Annotated in this window: 11 protein-coding genes and 2 riboswitches; of the genes, 10 read left to right on the top strand and 1 reads right to left on the bottom strand. The window is 64.9% G+C overall.

The window, feature by feature from the left end:
- Positions 1 to 91: 91 nt before the first annotated feature.
- From WBF69_RS09930 to WBF69_RS09885, 10 genes are all read left to right on the top strand, one after another.
- The gene (locus WBF69_RS09930; protein WP_424263682.1) at positions 92 to 1,909 is read left to right on the top strand and encodes an autotransporter assembly complex protein TamA; all 1,818 of its coding nucleotides are present in this window, start codon (positions 92 to 94) and stop codon (positions 1,907 to 1,909) included.
- Positions 1,906 to 5,436 (top strand): translocation/assembly module TamB domain-containing protein, encoded by a 3,531-nt coding sequence (locus tag WBF69_RS09925; RefSeq protein WP_424263680.1) that lies wholly within the window; start codon positions 1,906 to 1,908, stop codon positions 5,434 to 5,436. The genes WBF69_RS09930 and WBF69_RS09925 overlap by 4 nt, the downstream gene beginning before the upstream one ends.
- Positions 5,437 to 5,513: 77 nt before the next feature.
- A complete protein-coding gene (gene dcd / locus WBF69_RS09920) occupies positions 5,514 to 6,077 on the top strand; it encodes a dCTP deaminase (protein ID WP_424263678.1) in 564 nt (187 codons plus the stop codon).
- 81 nt (positions 6,078 to 6,158) lie between these two features.
- The gene (locus WBF69_RS09915; protein ID WP_424263676.1) at positions 6,159 to 8,417 is read left to right on the top strand and encodes an Orn/Lys/Arg decarboxylase N-terminal domain-containing protein; all 2,259 of its coding nucleotides are present in this window, start codon (positions 6,159 to 6,161) and stop codon (positions 8,415 to 8,417) included.
- Positions 8,414 to 9,766, top strand: a complete 1,353-nt coding sequence (locus WBF69_RS09910) for an NAD(P)/FAD-dependent oxidoreductase (protein ID WP_424263674.1) — start codon at positions 8,414 to 8,416, stop codon at positions 9,764 to 9,766. The genes WBF69_RS09915 and WBF69_RS09910 overlap by 4 nt, the downstream gene beginning before the upstream one ends.
- 57 nt (positions 9,767 to 9,823) lie before the next feature.
- On the top strand, positions 9,824 to 11,047 hold the full coding sequence (locus tag WBF69_RS09905; protein ID WP_424263672.1) for a CaiB/BaiF CoA transferase family protein: 1,224 nt from the start codon (positions 9,824 to 9,826) through the stop codon (positions 11,045 to 11,047).
- 50 nt (positions 11,048 to 11,097) lie between these two features.
- Positions 11,098 to 11,193, top strand: a riboswitch (glycine riboswitch).
- 11 nt (positions 11,194 to 11,204) lie between these two features.
- Positions 11,205 to 11,310, top strand: a riboswitch (glycine riboswitch).
- Positions 11,311 to 11,348: 38 nt separating this feature from the next.
- Positions 11,349 to 12,431: a glycine cleavage system aminomethyltransferase GcvT gene (gene gcvT / locus WBF69_RS09900; protein WP_424263670.1), complete on the top strand. Its 1,083-nt coding sequence runs from the start codon at positions 11,349 to 11,351 to the stop codon at positions 12,429 to 12,431.
- 94 nt (positions 12,432 to 12,525) lie between these two features.
- Positions 12,526 to 12,897, top strand: coding sequence for a glycine cleavage system protein GcvH (gene gcvH, locus WBF69_RS09895; RefSeq protein ID WP_424263668.1), 372 nt, complete (start codon positions 12,526 to 12,528; stop codon positions 12,895 to 12,897).
- A gap of 13 nt (positions 12,898 to 12,910) precedes the next feature.
- On the top strand, positions 12,911 to 15,793 hold the full coding sequence (gene gcvP / locus WBF69_RS09890) for an aminomethyl-transferring glycine dehydrogenase (RefSeq protein WP_424263666.1): 2,883 nt from the start codon (positions 12,911 to 12,913) through the stop codon (positions 15,791 to 15,793).
- 72 nt (positions 15,794 to 15,865) lie between these two features.
- Positions 15,866 to 16,078, top strand: a complete 213-nt coding sequence (locus WBF69_RS09885) for a tautomerase family protein (protein ID WP_424263664.1) — start codon at positions 15,866 to 15,868, stop codon at positions 16,076 to 16,078.
- Positions 16,079 to 16,090: 12 nt separating this feature from the next.
- Here WBF69_RS09885 and WBF69_RS09880 read toward each other — a convergent pair whose 3' ends face one another.
- On the bottom strand, positions 16,091 to 16,603 hold the full coding sequence (locus WBF69_RS09880) for a dihydrofolate reductase (RefSeq protein WP_424263662.1): 513 nt from the start codon (positions 16,601 to 16,603) through the stop codon (positions 16,091 to 16,093).
- Positions 16,604 to 16,679: the final 76 nt, after the last annotated feature.

Genomic DNA, 16,679 nt, shown 5'->3' with positions numbered 1-16,679 from the left:
GAACCCGATTTCCGTGACGGGCCATTCTTGCGCATTGCAGCGGCGCACAAGAATGGCCCGGCGCCTTGTGGGATGCAGGGTCTGCTGTCTGATGCTGGCGCTGCTGTTCAGTCGGCCCGCCTGGGCGGTGCGCCCTGAAGTCATCATCGACCCCGGCGGCTCGCCGCCCAAAGTGCTGCAAGCCATCACCGAAGCTGTCGGCGCCATCACGCGCCTGGCCGAGGACCAGGACGTTCGCGAAGTCTCGCGCCTGCGACGGCGGGCCTGGGATGCGGCCCAGGCGGCCTTGCAGACCCAAGGCTACTTTGCCGCCCAAGTCACGCTGGATGTGTCCGATGGCGCGCCCAATGGCGGCGAATTCTGGGAAATCACGATCGATCCCGGCGTCCGCACCCGGGTGCGTCAGTTGGGGCTGTCCTTTCAGGGGGCGTTGGCGGAGCCAGGCTATGCCGGTCGTCAGAATGCCCTGAAAGCCGGTTGGCTGCTGAAGCCCGGCATGCCTTTTATCAACGACGATTGGCACACGGCCAAATCCGATCTGCTGGATGCCGTAGTGGAACGGGATTTCTATTTCGCCCGCCTGCATCCGACGCGGGCCGTGGTGGATCCCCAGGCGGCGCAGGCCGATCTGGACGTCACGGTCGATAGCGGCCCGCCAGTGCGCTTGGGCGAATTGCAGGTGATCGGTCTGAAGCGGGTGCCTGTCTCCCTGATCAACCGGTATGTGCGCTATACGCCCGGCGATCCATACGACCAGACTCAACTGGAAGACTGGCAGCAGGCCTTGCAGTCCACGACGTTTTTCCGGGGCGCCTTTGTGACACTGTCGGACGGCGCTGTCCCGACCGACGCGGGCGCCCCGGCAGATGGCCGGCCAGATGCCGAGGCAGGCGTGGCGGCGCCCGCTGTCCGGCCAGAGGGCAATCAACCCGTGTCTTTGCCTGTGCGCGTCCAGGTCACGGAAGCGCCTGCCCGCTACGTCAGCGGGTCCCTGGGGGCCGACAGCGATCATGGGGTGCGGGTCGAAGGCCTGTACCGGCAGAATGTCGTCTATGGACTGCCGGTCTGGATCGAGACCGGGGCGGGGGTGGACCAGAAACGCCAGCGGGCATTCTTCGACGTACACCTGCCGCCTACTTTGTCGGGCTACAAGGACAGTTTCGGGGTGTTGTACGACCATTCGGATATCGAAGGGCTGGAGACGAGCCGCGCCGGCGTGGGCTGGAAGCGCACCCAGCAGCGCAAGGCTGCGGGCGATAGCCGCGTGGAATACGAAACCGCCTGGGCTGCGTTGGTTGCTTACGACAAGACCCGGATCGCGGGCGCCTATCGCTATGAAGTGCCCAGTTGGGCGGCAACCTGGCAATGGCTGCGGCGAGACGTCAATGCCAAATACGATCCGCGCGAAGGCAATCTGATCGAATTCGGCCTGGGGGTGGGGACGACGCTGGACGACGGCCAGCCCTTTTACCGCAGCAGTCTGCGAGCCCAGCAATGGTGGCCCCTGAGCGACCGGGACGTGTTGACCGTGCGGGGTGAAATCGGCAAGGTCTGGTCGGACACCCAGCGGCTGCCGCAGGATTTTTCCTGGCGCACCGGGGGGTCGCGCAGCATTCGCGGCTATCGCTACCAGAGCATCGGCCTGCAGCGCGGTGATGCCGTCATCGGCGCTCCCGCGTTGGGGGTCGTCAGCATCGAATACACGCATTATTTCACCGAACTCTTGGGCGCCAACGTGTTCGTGGATGCGGGCGACGCCGCGCCTTCCTTTGGCCAGTTCGACTGGCATCTCGGCTACGGGGCCGGCGTGGCGGTGCGCACGCCTGCCGGCCCGTTCAACATCGATCTGGCCTGGGCGCAGAAAGATCGCCGCCTGCGCCTGCAGTTTTCATTGGGGATCGCGTTTTGAACCGGCTGACGCAATGGCGCAATCGGCTCCGGCGCAGCCTGCGGGTGTTCTGGTTGTGGGGCTTGCCTGCGGTGGTGATGGCCCTGGTGTTGATCCTGGGCTTTGCCTGGTGGTGTGTGGCCAGCCCCGTCGGCACCCGCTGGCTGTTGCGCACGGCGGTGGCCCAGTTCGACGGGCAGGTCCAGGGGGTGCGCGGATCCATCCGCCAGGGGCTGTATATCGAGGGCCTGAATCTCTCCCTGCCCGATATGGACATCCGGGTGGTGGGTTTGCACCTGAAGGCCTTGTGGCCCGAATTGCTGGATCGCCGTCTGCACATCAACGATCTGTCGGCGGTGCGGGTGGACCTCACGATGCGGCCATCCGCCGCGCCGACGCCCGCATCGACGGAGCCCTTTCGCATGCCGGCGCTGCCGCTGGGTCTGCGGGTCGATCGCTTGTCCCTGGGAGGGCTGGGCCTGCATCCGGGCGATGCCGGGATGCCGGTCGAACTGCTGTCGGTGTCGACGGCGCTGACCCTGGATGCCCATACCGCCACCGTGGCCCTGGACCAGTTGCAGTTGGCGCATGGCACCACCCTGCTGTCGGCCAATGGCAATCTGGCCGTGCGCGGCCTGGCCGCCCCCTGGCCGTTTGAATTGAACCTGCATGGGTCGGCTCAGGACCGCGGCCCAGGGTCGCCGGTCTGCTTTCAACGCCTGTTGCCGGGGACGCCCCAGGATGCGGCGTCCGGCCTGCCCTGCCGGATCGATCTGGACCTGCGGCTGGCGGGCACGCTGGATGCCGTCCACCTGCAGGCGCGGGGGCGGGGCGAGGGCGCGACGCTGCAGGCGGATGCCGAGATCTTTCCTTTGCAAGCCTTTCCCTTGGGGCAGACCCAGGTAACGCTGAACCTGCCAGGACAGGCGGAACTGGATTTCCGCGTTCAACCCGGACAGCTCGGGGCGGATGGGCTGCGGCCCGTGCAGGCGGCCCTGAAAGCGCGGGGTCTGGCCCTGACGCCCTGGCTGCCTGACGGTCTGGGGCCGACGCGACTGGACCTGGATGGCGAGCTGCAACTGCGGCTGACGCCAGGACAGCAGGTACAGGACCTGGGGCTGGCGCTGAAGATCGATCCTGCCAGCCGCTGGAATGGTCAGCCTCTGGCGGGGCATGTTCGCATTGCCCGTCTGGCGAATGCGCAGGGTCCTTTATTGGATGCCGACAACGCGGCGCTGCCGGCCTTGCAGGCCGTCCGGGCGGATGGCCTGGATGTGGCGCTGAAGCTGGGGGCGGGGAATCTGCAACTGGGGGGCGCGATTGCTGCCGCCCAGACCCGGCTGGCCTTGCAGGCGCTGCTGCCGGATTTGGCTGCCGCCTGGCCAGGGACGCCGGGCGGGGCGACCCTGAAGCTGGATGCCAACGGATCGCCGGACCAGCTACGCATGTCTTTGCAGGGGCGTTACACGCCGCCGGATGCCCAGGAAGGCATTCCGGGGCAGGCGCCGCTGGATCTGCAGCTGGCTCTAGAGGGCGGCGGTTCGCCCGCGGCGGGCTGGCAAGGCCGCTTGTCCACCCTGCAGCTACAGTACGCGGGTGTTCAATTGCGCAACCAGGGCGGCATCAGCCTGGCCATGAATCCCGAGGGCCGCTGGCAAGTAGGCCAGGCGCTGCTGGACGTGCTGCTGGATGGGCAGTCCCTGTTGCAACTGCAGCATCAGGGTTCGTCCGGTCAGGCGGGCCAGTGGGAAACCCAGGGCCGGATTGATCCGCTGATCGTCACCCCCGAACGCATCACCCGGCTGCAGGCCTGGCTGGACAAGGCCAGCCCCCGGGAAGAAGGCGGCGTCCAGACGGCCTTATCCGAGCAGGCGCAGCGCAGTCGTCTGCAGCTGGCCCTGAATTGGCAGCTGAAATTTGCCGGTGCCTTGCAGGGGAACATCCGCCTGGCCCGTATCGACGGCGATCTGATCGTGCCGGGCGATGTGCCCATTGAACTGGGCCTGGAGACCGCCACGCTGGATGTGGCTATCCGCCCGACGGCGGCGACCACCAGCCAGGTCGCCCTGGATCTGCAAGTCGATACACGAGACATGGGCAAATTGCGCCTGCAGGCCGATACGCCGCTGCATGCCGATGCGGGCGGGGGCTTGAGCATTCGGCCTCAGGATGAAAAGCATGTCCGCCTGCAGGCCGAATCCGAAGACCTGGCCTGGGTGAATCTGCTGCTGGACGGCGCAGCGGAAGTCGGCGGCACCGTCCATGCCGACATCACGGGCCGCAGCCTGGCGCGGGGCGGCTGGACCTTGAGCGGTCCTCTGCAGGGCGAGGGCATCCGCGTGCTGATCGCCGATCAGGGGGTGCGCCTGATGGATGGCACTTTGCAGGCGCGCTTCGATGGCACGCGGCTGGTGCTGGACCATCTGCGCTTCCCGGCAGTGCGCCGGGTGGCGCCCAAAGAATGGCGTACGGCAACCTGGGTCGCCGACAATCCGGATGCCCAGAACGGGCAGCTGGATGTCAGCGGGCAGTGGGATTTGAGCGGGGAGGCCGGGCAGGCGCAGATCGCCTTTTCCCGCTACCCCATTTTGCAGCGTTCGGATCGCTACGCCATGATCAGCGGCGATCTGCAGATCCGCGCCAGTCTGCCGCGCATTGATTTGACCGGCAAGATCACCGCCGATGCCGGCTGGTTCGATCTGGACATGCTGAACAACATTCCGTCCCTGGACAGCGACGTGGTGGTGCTCAAGCACGGTGAAAAGGCGCCGGCCCCGACCCAGGGGCCGCCACTGGATATGCGCGCCGATCTGACGATCGATCTGGGGCCGCGCTTTTATCTGACCGGCTATGGCCTGGATTCCGGCTTGATCGGCAGCCTGAATCTGCGCCTGAACCAGGGCAGACTGACTGCCCTGGGGGCGTTGCGCACACGCGGGGGCGCCATCGACGCCTACGGCCAGCATCTGCAGTTGCGCCGGGGGACCGTGACCTTCCAGGGCGACATCGGCAACCCCGTGCTGGACATCCAGGCCCTGCGCACGGACGTGGCCGTGCAGGCCGGCGTGCAGGTGGCCGGGACGGCGCGGCGACCCCGCATCGATCTGGTGTCGATTCCGGATGTCAGCGAGACCGAAAAACTGACCTGGCTGTTGCTGGGCCACGGACCTGACGATGCCGGTGGCGACATGTCGCTGCTGTTTTCGGTCGGCAGTTCCTTTTTGTCGGGCGGCGAGCCCTTTTACAAGCGTTTCGGCTTGGATGAACTCAGTATGCGGTCCGGCGAATTGGGCAGCACCGGCAGTATTCTGCCGGTTGAAAGCGTGGTCAGCGGCCTGGATGCCGGGGCCAGCGCCATCGAGCAACGTTTCGTGATGGCCAGCAAGACGCTCAGCAAGGATTTGAGCGTCAGCCTGGAACAGGCCCTGGCGCAAACCGGTACGGTCGCCCGGCTCAGTTACCGCTTGATGCGGGGCTGGCGCGCCGAAGTGGCGGCAGGCACGACCAGCGGCCTGGCGCTGGTTTATCGCTGGTTTTCCCGTGACTGAATCCCGACGGCGATAAGACAGGGTCGACGGACGGGGGTTTTCTCTTAAAATACGGCAACATTGAATTGAGGGTGTCCATGAGCATCAAGAACGACCGCTGGATTCGCAGCGCGGCGCAGGCCGGGATGATCGAGCCTTTCGAGCCCGGCCAGGTGCGTATGGTCAACGGGCAGAAAATTGTCAGCTACGGCACCAGCAGCTATGGTTACGATGTGCGCTGTGCCCGTGAATTCAAGATTTTCACGAATATCAATTCGTCCATCGTCGACCCCAAGGCCTTCGATGAACGCTCTTTCGTGGATTTCGAAGGCGATGTCTGCATCATCCCGCCGAATTCCTTTGCGCTGGCGCGCACGGTCGAATATTTTCGCATTCCGCGCACCGTGCTGACCGTCTGCCTGGGTAAAAGCACGTATGCCCGCTGCGGCATCATCGTCAACGTCACGCCGCTGGAACCCGAATGGGAAGGCCACGTGACGCTGGAATTTTCCAACACCACGCCGTTGCCGGCCAAGATCTATGCCGGCGAGGGCTGCGCCCAGATGCTGTTCTTTGAAAGTGACGAGGTCTGCGAGACTTCGTACGCCGACCGGGGCGGTAAATACCAAGGGCAACAAGGGGTGACGCTGCCGCGCACCTGATTCCCAAACGCTGAAGGCTCCCGGTCCGAGGCAGGACGGGGGGCATGTCGGGTCGCGCAGGCGGCTCTTACGGTGATTGCCATGAAATTCCGCTTTCCCATCGTCATCATCGACGAAGACTATCGTTCCGAGAACGCATCGGGCTTCGGTATCCGCGCCCTGGCGTCGGCCATCGAGGCCGAGGGCGTCGAAGTCCTGGGCGTCACCAGCTATGGTGATCTCAGTTCCTTTGCGCAGCAGCAAAGCCGCGCCAGCGCCTTCATTTTGTCGATCGACGACGAGGAATTCGACGAGGATTCCCCCGAAGACGTCGCCAACGCCATTAAAAATCTGCGCTCCTTCATCGGCGAACTGCGTTTTCGCAACGAAGACATCCCGATTTATCTGTATGGCGAGACGCGCACGTCGCAGCATATCCCCAACGATATCCTGCGCGAGCTGCACGGTTTCATCCATATGTTCGAGGACACGCCCGAATTCGTGGCGCGTCATATCATCCGCGAGGCGCGTGCTTACCTGGACAGCCTGGCGCCGCCGTTTTTCCGCGAATTGCTGGAATATGCGTCCGATGGGTCCTATTCCTGGCACTGCCCTGGGCATTCCGGCGGGGTGGCGTTTCTGAAAAGTCCCGTGGGGCAGATGTTCCATCAGTTCTTCGGCGAAAACATGTTGCGCGCCGACGTCTGCAATGCCGTCGACGAACTGGGCCAGTTGCTGGACCATACCGGCCCGGTGGCCGAGTCCGAACGCAACGCCGCCCGCATCTTTCATGCGGACCACTGCTTTTTCGTCACCAACGGCACGTCCACGTCCAACAAGATCGTCTGGCACGCCAACGTCGCGGCGGGCGACGTGGTGGTGGTGGATCGCAACTGCCACAAATCCATTCTGCACGCCATCACCATGACGGGCGCCATCCCGGTGTTTCTGCGTCCGACACGCAACCATCTGGGCATCATCGGGCCGATTCCGCTAGAGGAATTTGATCCGGAAAACATCCGCAAAAAGATCGAGGCCAACCCCTTTGCCCGCGAAGCCGTCAACAAGCGCCCGCGCATCCTGTCGCTGACGCAAAGCACCTACGACGGCGTGATCTACAACGTCGAAATGATCAAGGAAAAGTTGGGATCGGAAATCGACACCCTGCATTTCGACGAAGCCTGGCTACCGCATGCCGCCTTCCACGAGTTCTACGAAGACATGCACGCCATCGGGCCCAATCGCCCGCGCAGCCATGACACCATGGTCTACGCCACGCACTCCACGCACAAGCTGCTGGCCGGCTTGTCGCAGGCCTCGCAGATCGTGGTGCAGGACTCGGAAACCCGCAAGCTGGACCGCAATATCTTCAACGAAGCGTTCCTGATGCACACGTCCACGTCGCCGCAGTACGCCATCATCGCGTCTTGCGATGTGGCCGCGGCCATGATGGAACCTCCTGGCGGCACCGCCCTGGTCGAGGAATCCATCCGCGAGGCCCTGGATTTCCGCCGCGCCATGCGCAAGGTCGAATCCGAGTTCGGCAAGAACGATTGGTGGTTCAAGGTCTGGGGCCCCAACCGGCTGGTCCCCGAAGGCATCGGCAATCGTGATGACTGGCTTCTGGCGTCGGGCGATGAATGGCACGGTTTCGGCGATCTGGCCGATGGCTTCAACATGCTGGACCCGATCAAGGCCACGGTGGTCACGCCGGGCCTGGATATTTCCGGCACCTTTGCCGACACCGGCATCCCGGCGGCTCTGGTGTCGCGCTACCTGGTGGAACACGGCGTGGTGGTCGAAAAGACCGGCCTGTACTCGTTCTTCATTCTGTTCACCATCGGCATCACCAAGGGCCGCTGGAATACGCTGCTGACCGCCTTGCAGCAGTTCAAGGACGATTACGACCGCAACCAGCCCTTGTGGCGGGTCCTGCCCGAATTCCACCGGGCGCACAAGCGTTACGAAAAGATGGGGCTGCGCGATCTGTGCCAGGAAATCCACGAGGCCTATCGCCACTACGATTTCGCCCGCCTGACCACCAAGGTCTACCTGAGCGACATGGTGCCTGCCATGCGTCCGGCGGATGCCTATGCGCGCATGGCGCACCGCGAAGTCGAGCGCGTGCCGGTGGAACAACTGGAAGGCCGCGTCACGGGCGTGCTGCTGACCCCCTATCCGCCGGGCATCCCCCTGCTGATTCCGGGCGAGCGCTTCAACCGCGACATCGTCGATTATCTGAAGTTCACCCGGGAATTCAATCAACAGTTTCCGGGCTTCGAGACCGACGTGCATGGTCTGGCCTACGAGCTGGACGAGCATGACCGGCGCCATTACTACGTGGACTGCATTCGCGAGTGAAGCCTGCGTTCGACGTCGCCGTCGTCGGGGCGGGGGCGGCCGGTATGATGGCCGCCGCCGTGGCTGGTCAGCGCGGCCTGCGGGTGGTGCTGGTCGATCACGCCACAAAGCTGGCCGAAAAAATCCGCATTTCCGGGGGCGGGCGCTGCAATTTCACCAACCTGGGCGCCGGCCCCGCCCAATTTCTGTCGCGGAATCCGGACTTCTGCCGCTCGGCCTTGCGGGCCTATGGGCCGCAGGATTTCTTGGATCTGCTGCGTGCGCACGGCGTGTCCTGGCATGAGAAGCACCGCGGGCAGTTGTTCTGCGATGATTCCAGTGAATCCATCATCGATATGCTGCGGCGCGAGTGCGAAGCCGGCGGCGTGGCCTGGCGCATGCCGTGCAGTGTGCAGTCCGTATCGCACGAGACCGAGGGTTTTCTGCTGACCACCGATGCCGGGCCGATCCGGGCCGCGCAATTGGTGCTGGCGACTGGCGGCATGGCCATTCCCCAATTGGGCGCGACGGATTTCAGCCTGCGCATCGCCCGCCAGTTCGGCTTGCGCATCGTCGAGCCGCGCCCGGCCCTGGTGCCGCTGACTTTCGATGCCGCGCAGTGGCAGCCGTATGCCGCGCTGTCTGGCGTGGCGCTGGAAGTGCGCCTGTCGCATACACCGCGTCCGCCCGAGGCTACCGCGCAGTCCGTGTCTGCGCCTGGGGCTGGCAATGCCGCAGGCCGTTCGCCGCGCGCCGGTCGCAAAGGCAGGCGGGAAGCCGATCACGCTGAATTTCTCGAAGACCTGCTGTTCACCCATCGCGGCCTGTCCGGCCCCGGCATCCTGCAGATTTCCAGTTATTGGCAGCCGGGCGATCCGATTCAGGTCGATCTGGCGCCGGGGCAGGCCATGAGCGACGCCCTGGTCGCCGCCAAATCCGGCAGCCGTCAGACGGTGTTGACCGCCTTGTCCAGCATCTGGCCCCGCCGCCTGGCCGAGGCCTGGCTGGCAGGGGAGGCAGATGCCCCGGTGGCAAGCCTCCCCGGTCGCGGCGCCCCTCGGCCGGACGCCGCCGGCCTGGGCGGCCTGCGCCTGGCGGATGTGCCGGATCGCCGCTTGCGCGCCCTGGGAGACGGTATCCACGGGTGGACCTTATGGCCCACCGGCACGGCGGGCTACAAGAAAGCCGAAGTCATGCGGGGCGGCGTGGACACCGATGAACTGGATCAACGCAGCCTGCAGGCGCATCGTTGTCCGGGTTTGTACATCGTGGGCGAAGCCGTGGACGTCACCGGTTGGCTGGGGGGGTACAACTTCCAATGGGCCTGGGCGTCCGGCGTGGCCTGCGGACGGGCGCTGACGGCGACCTGAGCGCCACAGGCCGCCGGGGGGCGATAGAATCATGACGATCATCTCCCAAGGACAGCCATGACGACCCAGCCCGACGCCCAGACCACTCCTTCTCCAGGGAAGAAGCCGCTTGACGGCATCCGGGTGCTGGAAATGGGCCAACTGATCGCCGGACCCTTCGCCACCAAGATCCTGGGTGAATTCGGCGCCGAGATCATCAAGATCGAACCGCCGGGCCAGGGAGATCCCTTGCGCAACTGGCGTTTGCTGCATCAGGGCACATCCGTCTGGTGGCAGGTGCAGTCGCGCAACAAGCAGTCCGTCACGCTGGACCTGCGTCAGGCAGAGATCCAGGATCTGGTCCGCCGCCTGGTGGCCGAATGTGACGTGGTCGTGGAAAATTTCAAACCTGGCACCCTGGAATCCTGGGGCCTGGGCTGGGAAGACCTGCGTGCCTTGAATCCGCGCCTGGTCATGTTGCGGGTGTCCGGCTATGGCCAGACCGGTCCTTACCGGGATCGCCCAGGTTTCGGCGTGGTGGCCGAGGCGATGGGCGGTTTGCGTCATTTAAGCGGTGAACCCGGTCGCACGCCGGTGCGCGTGGGCGTGTCCATCGGCGATTCCCTGTCGGCCCTGCATGGGGTCATTGGTGTGCTGTTGGCCTTGCGCGCGCGCGATCGCGACGGCGTGGGACAGATGATCGACGTGGCGCTGTACGAATCCGTCTTCAACATGATGGAAAGCCTGCTGCCCGAATACGCGGTATTCGGCGAAGTCCGCCAGCCTGCCGGCAGCAGCCTGCCCGGCATCGCGCCCAGCAATGCCTATGCCTGCCAGGACGGCTATGTGCTGATCGCGGGCAACGGCGACAGTATTTTCCGCCGCCTGATGCAGGCCATCGGCCGCAGCGACCTGGGCGATGATCCCGACCTGGCGCATAATCCTGGCCGGGTGGCGCAGATCGCCCGGATCGACGCCGCCATCGGCGACTGGGCGGCGCAGCGCACGCAGGATGAAGTCCTGGATATTCTGAATGCGGCCCGCATCCCCGCCGGTCGTATCTACGACATCGCCGACATCGCGGCAGACCCGCATTACCGGGCGCGCGGCATGATTCTGGACCAGCCTCTGCCGGACGGCACGCCCTGCCAAGTACCGGGCATCATGCCGAAACTGTCGGCGACCCCCGGCGGCATCCAGGCGCCGGCCCCGACGCTGGGCCAGCATACGGATGCCATCCTGGATCGGCTGGGTGTGGATGGGGATACCCGCGCCCGCTGGCGTGAGCAGGGTTATATCTGACCGATTGTTGAACCAGGGCATTTCAGGGTATATTTTGCCCTTGCTGTCACCCGATGCGGGTGGGAGAGCGCTACCCGCCTTTCGGGTGGCCGCCGAAGGCGCAATTCGCCCAGAATCGCTCAGGCACCCCGTACCATTCGCATGATGCCGCCGTGCATCGCAGCATTCTGGAGAGATCCGCCCCGCTTGCAGCGTTGGCGGGCGCCGAAGGTGAACCCCCGCATGGTGGGGCAACTCTCAGGCAAAAGGACAGAAGGGCGCTGCCGGCATCCGTGCCGCCCTTGTGTTTTGGAGCCCTCACATGTCTGCGCAGACACCTCTTTTTGATACCCACGTCGCCCTGGGCGCGAAAATCGTCGATTTCGGCGGCTGGGATATGCCCCTGGCCTATGGTTCCCAACTGGAAGAGCACCACGCGGTGCGCCAGTCCGTGGGCATGTTCGACGTGTCGCACATGCTGAACGTCGATGTGACGGGCGCTTGCGCCCCCGATTTTTTGCGCCATCTGCTGGCCAACGACGTCGCCAAGATCGCCGGCGTGCCGGGCAAGGCCCTGTATTCCTGCATGCTGCGCCCGGACGGCGGCGTGATCGACGATCTGATCGTCTATTTCTTCGCCTCGGACAACTGGCGCATCGTCGTCAATGCCGGCACGGCGGACAAGGACCTGGCCTGGATGCAGCAACAAGCCGAGCCCTTCGGTGTCACGATCGCTCCCCGGCGGGATCTGGCGATGGTGGCCGTTCAGGGGCCCAAGGCGCGCGATACCGTCTGGGCCATCCATCCCGAATGGAAGGCCGCTACCCAGGAACTCAAGCCCTTCAACGGCACGCTGGTGGACGAGAACACCTTGGTCGCCCGTACCGGCTACACCGGCGAGGACGGCTTTGAAATCGTCCTGCCCGCCGCCGCGGTGAAGACCTTCTGGGATGCGCTGGCTGCCGCCGGCGTCCACCCCTGCGGCCTGGGCGCGCGTGACACCCTGCGCCTGGAAGCCGGTATGAACCTGTACGGCCAGGATATGGACGAAACCGTTCATCCCCTGGAATCCGGCCTGGCCTGGACCGTGTCCTTCAAGGACGACACGCGCGACTTCATTGGCCGCGCCGCTCTGGAATCCGCCTCTAAAGCCCGTGAACTGGTCGGTCTGAAGCTGCTGGAACGCGGCATCATGCGCAGCCACATGAAAATCCGCACGGCGCAGGGCGAAGGCGAACTGACCAGCGGCACGATGGCACCGACCTTGGGCTTTTCCATCGGCTTGGCGCGTGTGCCTGTGGGCGCCGCCCCCGGCGACCGCGTCGAGGTCGAGATCCGCGGCAAATGGCTGCCTGCCGAAATCGTGCGTCCGCCTTTCGTGCGCAACGGTCAGGCGCTGGTCTGAATTCATCCGACGGCAGCTCGCAGGCGCTGGCTGCCGGGTGCTAGCTGGCACCCTTTTTGTGCATTACTAACCATCACGATTCACGGGGTACACCATGTCCATTCCCAACGACCGCAAATATACGGCTTCCCACGAGTGGGTCAAGGCTGACGGCGATTGCTTTCTGGTCGGCATCACCGACGATGCTCAGGATCAGCTGGGCGATCTGGTTTTTGTCGGCGACGTGCAAGTCGGCGCCCAACTGGCTGCCGGCGACACGGCTGCCGTCGTGGAATCCGTCAAGGCGGCGTCCGACATCTATGCGCCGGTGGCAGGCGAGATCGTCGCGTTCAACGAAGCCCTGAACGACCAGCCGGCCCTGATCAACGAGGCGGCCTACGACCAGTGGATCTTCAAGATCCGCCCCGATAACGCCGCCGATGTCGATGCCTTGCTGGATGCCGCCGCCTATCAGGCTCAGGTCTAAGGAGAACCCCCTCATGCTGCGCGACCCTGCCACGCATTCTGAATTTATCGCCCGCCACATCGGGCCGTCCGAGACCGATCAGCAGGCCATGCTGGCAGCCATCGGGGTGTCCAGCCTGGATGCCCTGATCCGTGAAGTCGTGCCGGAAAACATCCTGTCCGCCGCGCCCTACCTGGATCTGCCCGGTCCGCTGGGCGAGGTCGAGGCGTTGGCCGATCTGAAGGCGATTGCTTCACGCAATCAGGTGATGCGCAGCTACATCGGCCAGGGCTATTACGGCACCTACGTGCCGCATGTCATTCTGCGCAACATCCTGGAGAATCCCGCCTGGTACACGGCCTATACCCCGTACCAGCCGGAAATCTCCCAGGGGCGCCTGGAAGCCCTGCTGATTTTCCAGACCATGATCACGGACCTGACCGGTCTGGATATCGCCAATTCTTCTTTGCTGGACGAGGCCACCGCCGCCGCCGAGGCCATGACGCTGGCGCGCCGCGTCTCACGCGCCAAATCCAGCCAGTTTTTCGTGTCCAAACACGTGCACCCTCAGACGCTGGAAGTCGTGCGCACCCGCGCTGCCGGCATCGGCATCGATGTCGTCGTAGGCGACGAAGCCGACGGCCTGCCGGAATGCTTCGGCGTGCTGCTGCAGTACCCGCACAGCCTGGGCGGTGTGGCGGATTACCGTGCGCTGGCCAAACAGGCGCATGATGCGGGCGCCATCGTCGCGGTGGCGACCGACCTGCTGGCGCTGGCTCTGCTGGCACCGCCGGGCGAATGGGGCGCGGACATCGCTGTGGGCTCGGCCCAGCGCTTCGGCGTACCCATGGGGTACGGTGGGCCGCACGCCGGTTTCATGGCCTGCAAGGACGCCTACAAACGCAATCTGCCAGGCCGTCTGGTCGGCGTGTCGCAGGATGCCCAGGGGGAACCCGCCCTGCGTCTGGCTTTGCAGACCCGTGAACAGCATATTCGCCGTGAAAAGGCCACGTCCAACATCTGTACCGCGCAGGTGTTGCTGGCGGTGATGGCTTCCATGTACGCCGTCTGGCATGGCCCGGACGGCATCCGCCGCATCGCCCAGCGGGTCGCCACGCATACCGCCCAGTTGGCGGCGGCGCTGCGCAGCATGGGCATCACCGTCTGCAACGACAGCGGGTTCGACACCCTGTGCCTGAACACCGGCGCGCGCACCCAGGCGGTGCTGGATGCGGCGGTCGATGGCGGCATCAATCTGCGCCGCGTCGATGCGCAGTGCGTCGCGCTGTCCCTGGACGAGACCGTCGGCCAGAACGACATCGAGATCCTGCTGGGCGTGCTGGCGGCTGGCACCGGGGCAGCCCGTGTGGCGCCCGACTTCACGGCGTCCGGCGACAACATCCCGGCGGCACTGCGCCGCCAGGGTCCGATCCTGGCGCATCCGGCCTTTTCCAAGGTCAAATCCGAGACCGACATGCTGCGCTATCTGCGTTCCCTGGCCGATAAGGACCTGGCCCTGGACCGCACCATGATCCCGCTGGGTTCATGCACCATGAAACTGAATGCCACGGCGGAAATGATCCCCGTCACCTGGCCCGAATTCGCGCACATGCATCCCTTTGCCCCGGCGGGTCAGGCGCAGGGCTACCAGGACATGATCGAGCGTCTGTCCTCTGCCCTGTGCGAGATCACCGGCTACGACCGCGTCAGCCTGCAGCCCAATTCCGGCGCACAGGGCGAGTACGCCGGCCTGCTGGCGATTCGCGGCTACCATCAGGCCAATGGCGAACATCAGCGTAACGTCTGTCTGATCCCGGCCTCGGCGCACGGCACCAATCCCGCGTCGGCCCACCTGGCCGGCATGGATGTCGTGGTGGTGGCGTCCGATGATAACGGCAATATCGACATGGGCGACCTGCGCGCCAAGATCGCCCAGACGGGCGATCATCTGGCTGCGCTGATGATCACGTATCCGTCGACGCACGGCGTGTTCGAGACCACCGTCGCGGAAATCTGCGATCTGATCCACGAGGCGGGCGGCCAGGTCTATCTGGACGGCGCCAATATGAACGCCATGGTCGGTGTGGCCCGTCCGGGGCGTTTCGGGTCGGACGTGTCCCACCTGAATCTGCACAAGACCTTCTGCATTCCGCACGGCGGCGGCGGACCGGGCGTAGGTCCCGTGGCAGTACGTGCCCATCTGGCGCCGTATTTGCCGGGTGTCGTCGGCGAAGACGGTCGCTTGCCTGCCGGGCAGTCCGGCCCGGTGTCGGCTGCGCCTTTCGGGTCCGCCAGCATCCTGCCGATTTCCACCATGTACATCATGATGATGGGGGCGGACGGTCTGCGTCGCGCCACCCAGGTGGCCATTCTGAACGCCAACTATCTGGCGTCTCGCCTGGCCCCCCACTATCCCATCCTGTACGCGGGTCCGAATGGCCGGGTGGCGCATGAATGCATCCTGGACATCCGTCCGATCAAGGACGCCAGCGGCATCGGCGCTGAAGACATCGCCAAGCGCCTGATGGACTATGGCTTCCACGCGCCCACCATGAGCTTCCCGGTGGCCGGCACCTTGATGGTCGAACCGACCGAATCCGAGGGGGTGGAAGAACTGGACCGCTTCATCGATGCCATGATTGCCATCCGCCAGGAAATCGCGGCAGTCGAGCGTGGTGAACAACCGCTGGAAGACAACGTACTGGTCAACGCACCGCACCCGGCAGCCGTGCTGCTGGCGCAGGACTGGACCCATCCCTACACGCGCGAGCAGGCGGCCTATCCGCTGCCCGGCATGGCAGCTCGTAAATACTGGCCGCCGGTGTCTCGCGTGGACAATGCCTGGGGGGATCGCAATCTCAGTTGCGCCTGCCCGCCGATCGAGGCCTATGCCTCGACGGAACAGGCCATCGCCTAGATCTTCTAGAATAGCCGGTACCGGCCCCACCCATCGGGTGGGGCCTTTTTACATCTGAACGGAGACAGAGCCATGCCTTATGTGAACATCAAGATCACCCGCGAAGGCGTCACGGCGGAACAGAAGGCCCGCCTGATGCAAGGGGCGACTCAGCTGCTGGTGGATGTGTTGGGAAAGAACCCCAAGACCACTTTCGTCGTGATCGAGGAAATCGACACCGATAACTGGGGCATCGCGGGGGAACCGGTCACCGCCATCCGGGCGCGGGCCAAAGCGGCGCAGTAGCAGCTAGCGGCTTCAGGCCGCCGTGCCTGCCGCTGGAATACGCCGGTACGTGACGAAATCGTATCTTAGGCCATTGCTGGCCGGCTGGGGCAGGCGTTCTGTTTCCCGCCACTGGCCGGCAGGCAGTGCCGGAAACCAGGTGTCGCCGTCGATGTGGGCGTGAATTTCCGTGGCGATCAGTTCGTCGGCCAGCGGCAGGGCCAGACGAAAGATCTGTTCCCCACCGATCACGCAGATGCGTTCGGCGTCCGCGCAGGCGGCCAGGGCGGCAACCAGCGACGTGAAGCATTCGGCCCCGGCGGCGGAGAACGCGGCGTCTTGGCTCAGCACCAGATTGCGCCGTCCCGGCAGCGGACGTCCCAGGGACAGCCAGGTCTTGCGGCCCATCAGAATGGGATTGCCCAGGGTGCTGCGCTTGAAATGCGCCAGGTCCTCAGGCAGATGCCAGGGCATGCCGCCATCGCGACCGATGACGCGGTTGTCTGTGTAGGCGACAACCAGGCGGATAGGGGGCAGAGCGGGCATGAGGCTTTCCAGGGTGACGGCAGAACAGACATGAGCCGCTCAGTGTAAACCAGGCGGCGGTGATGTCCGCGGCTGC

The organism is Castellaniella sp., assembly GCF_049673105.1.
Lineage (GTDB): Bacteria > Pseudomonadota > Gammaproteobacteria > Burkholderiales > Burkholderiaceae_B > Castellaniella.
This window is presented reverse-complemented; position numbering and strand designations above follow the sequence as displayed.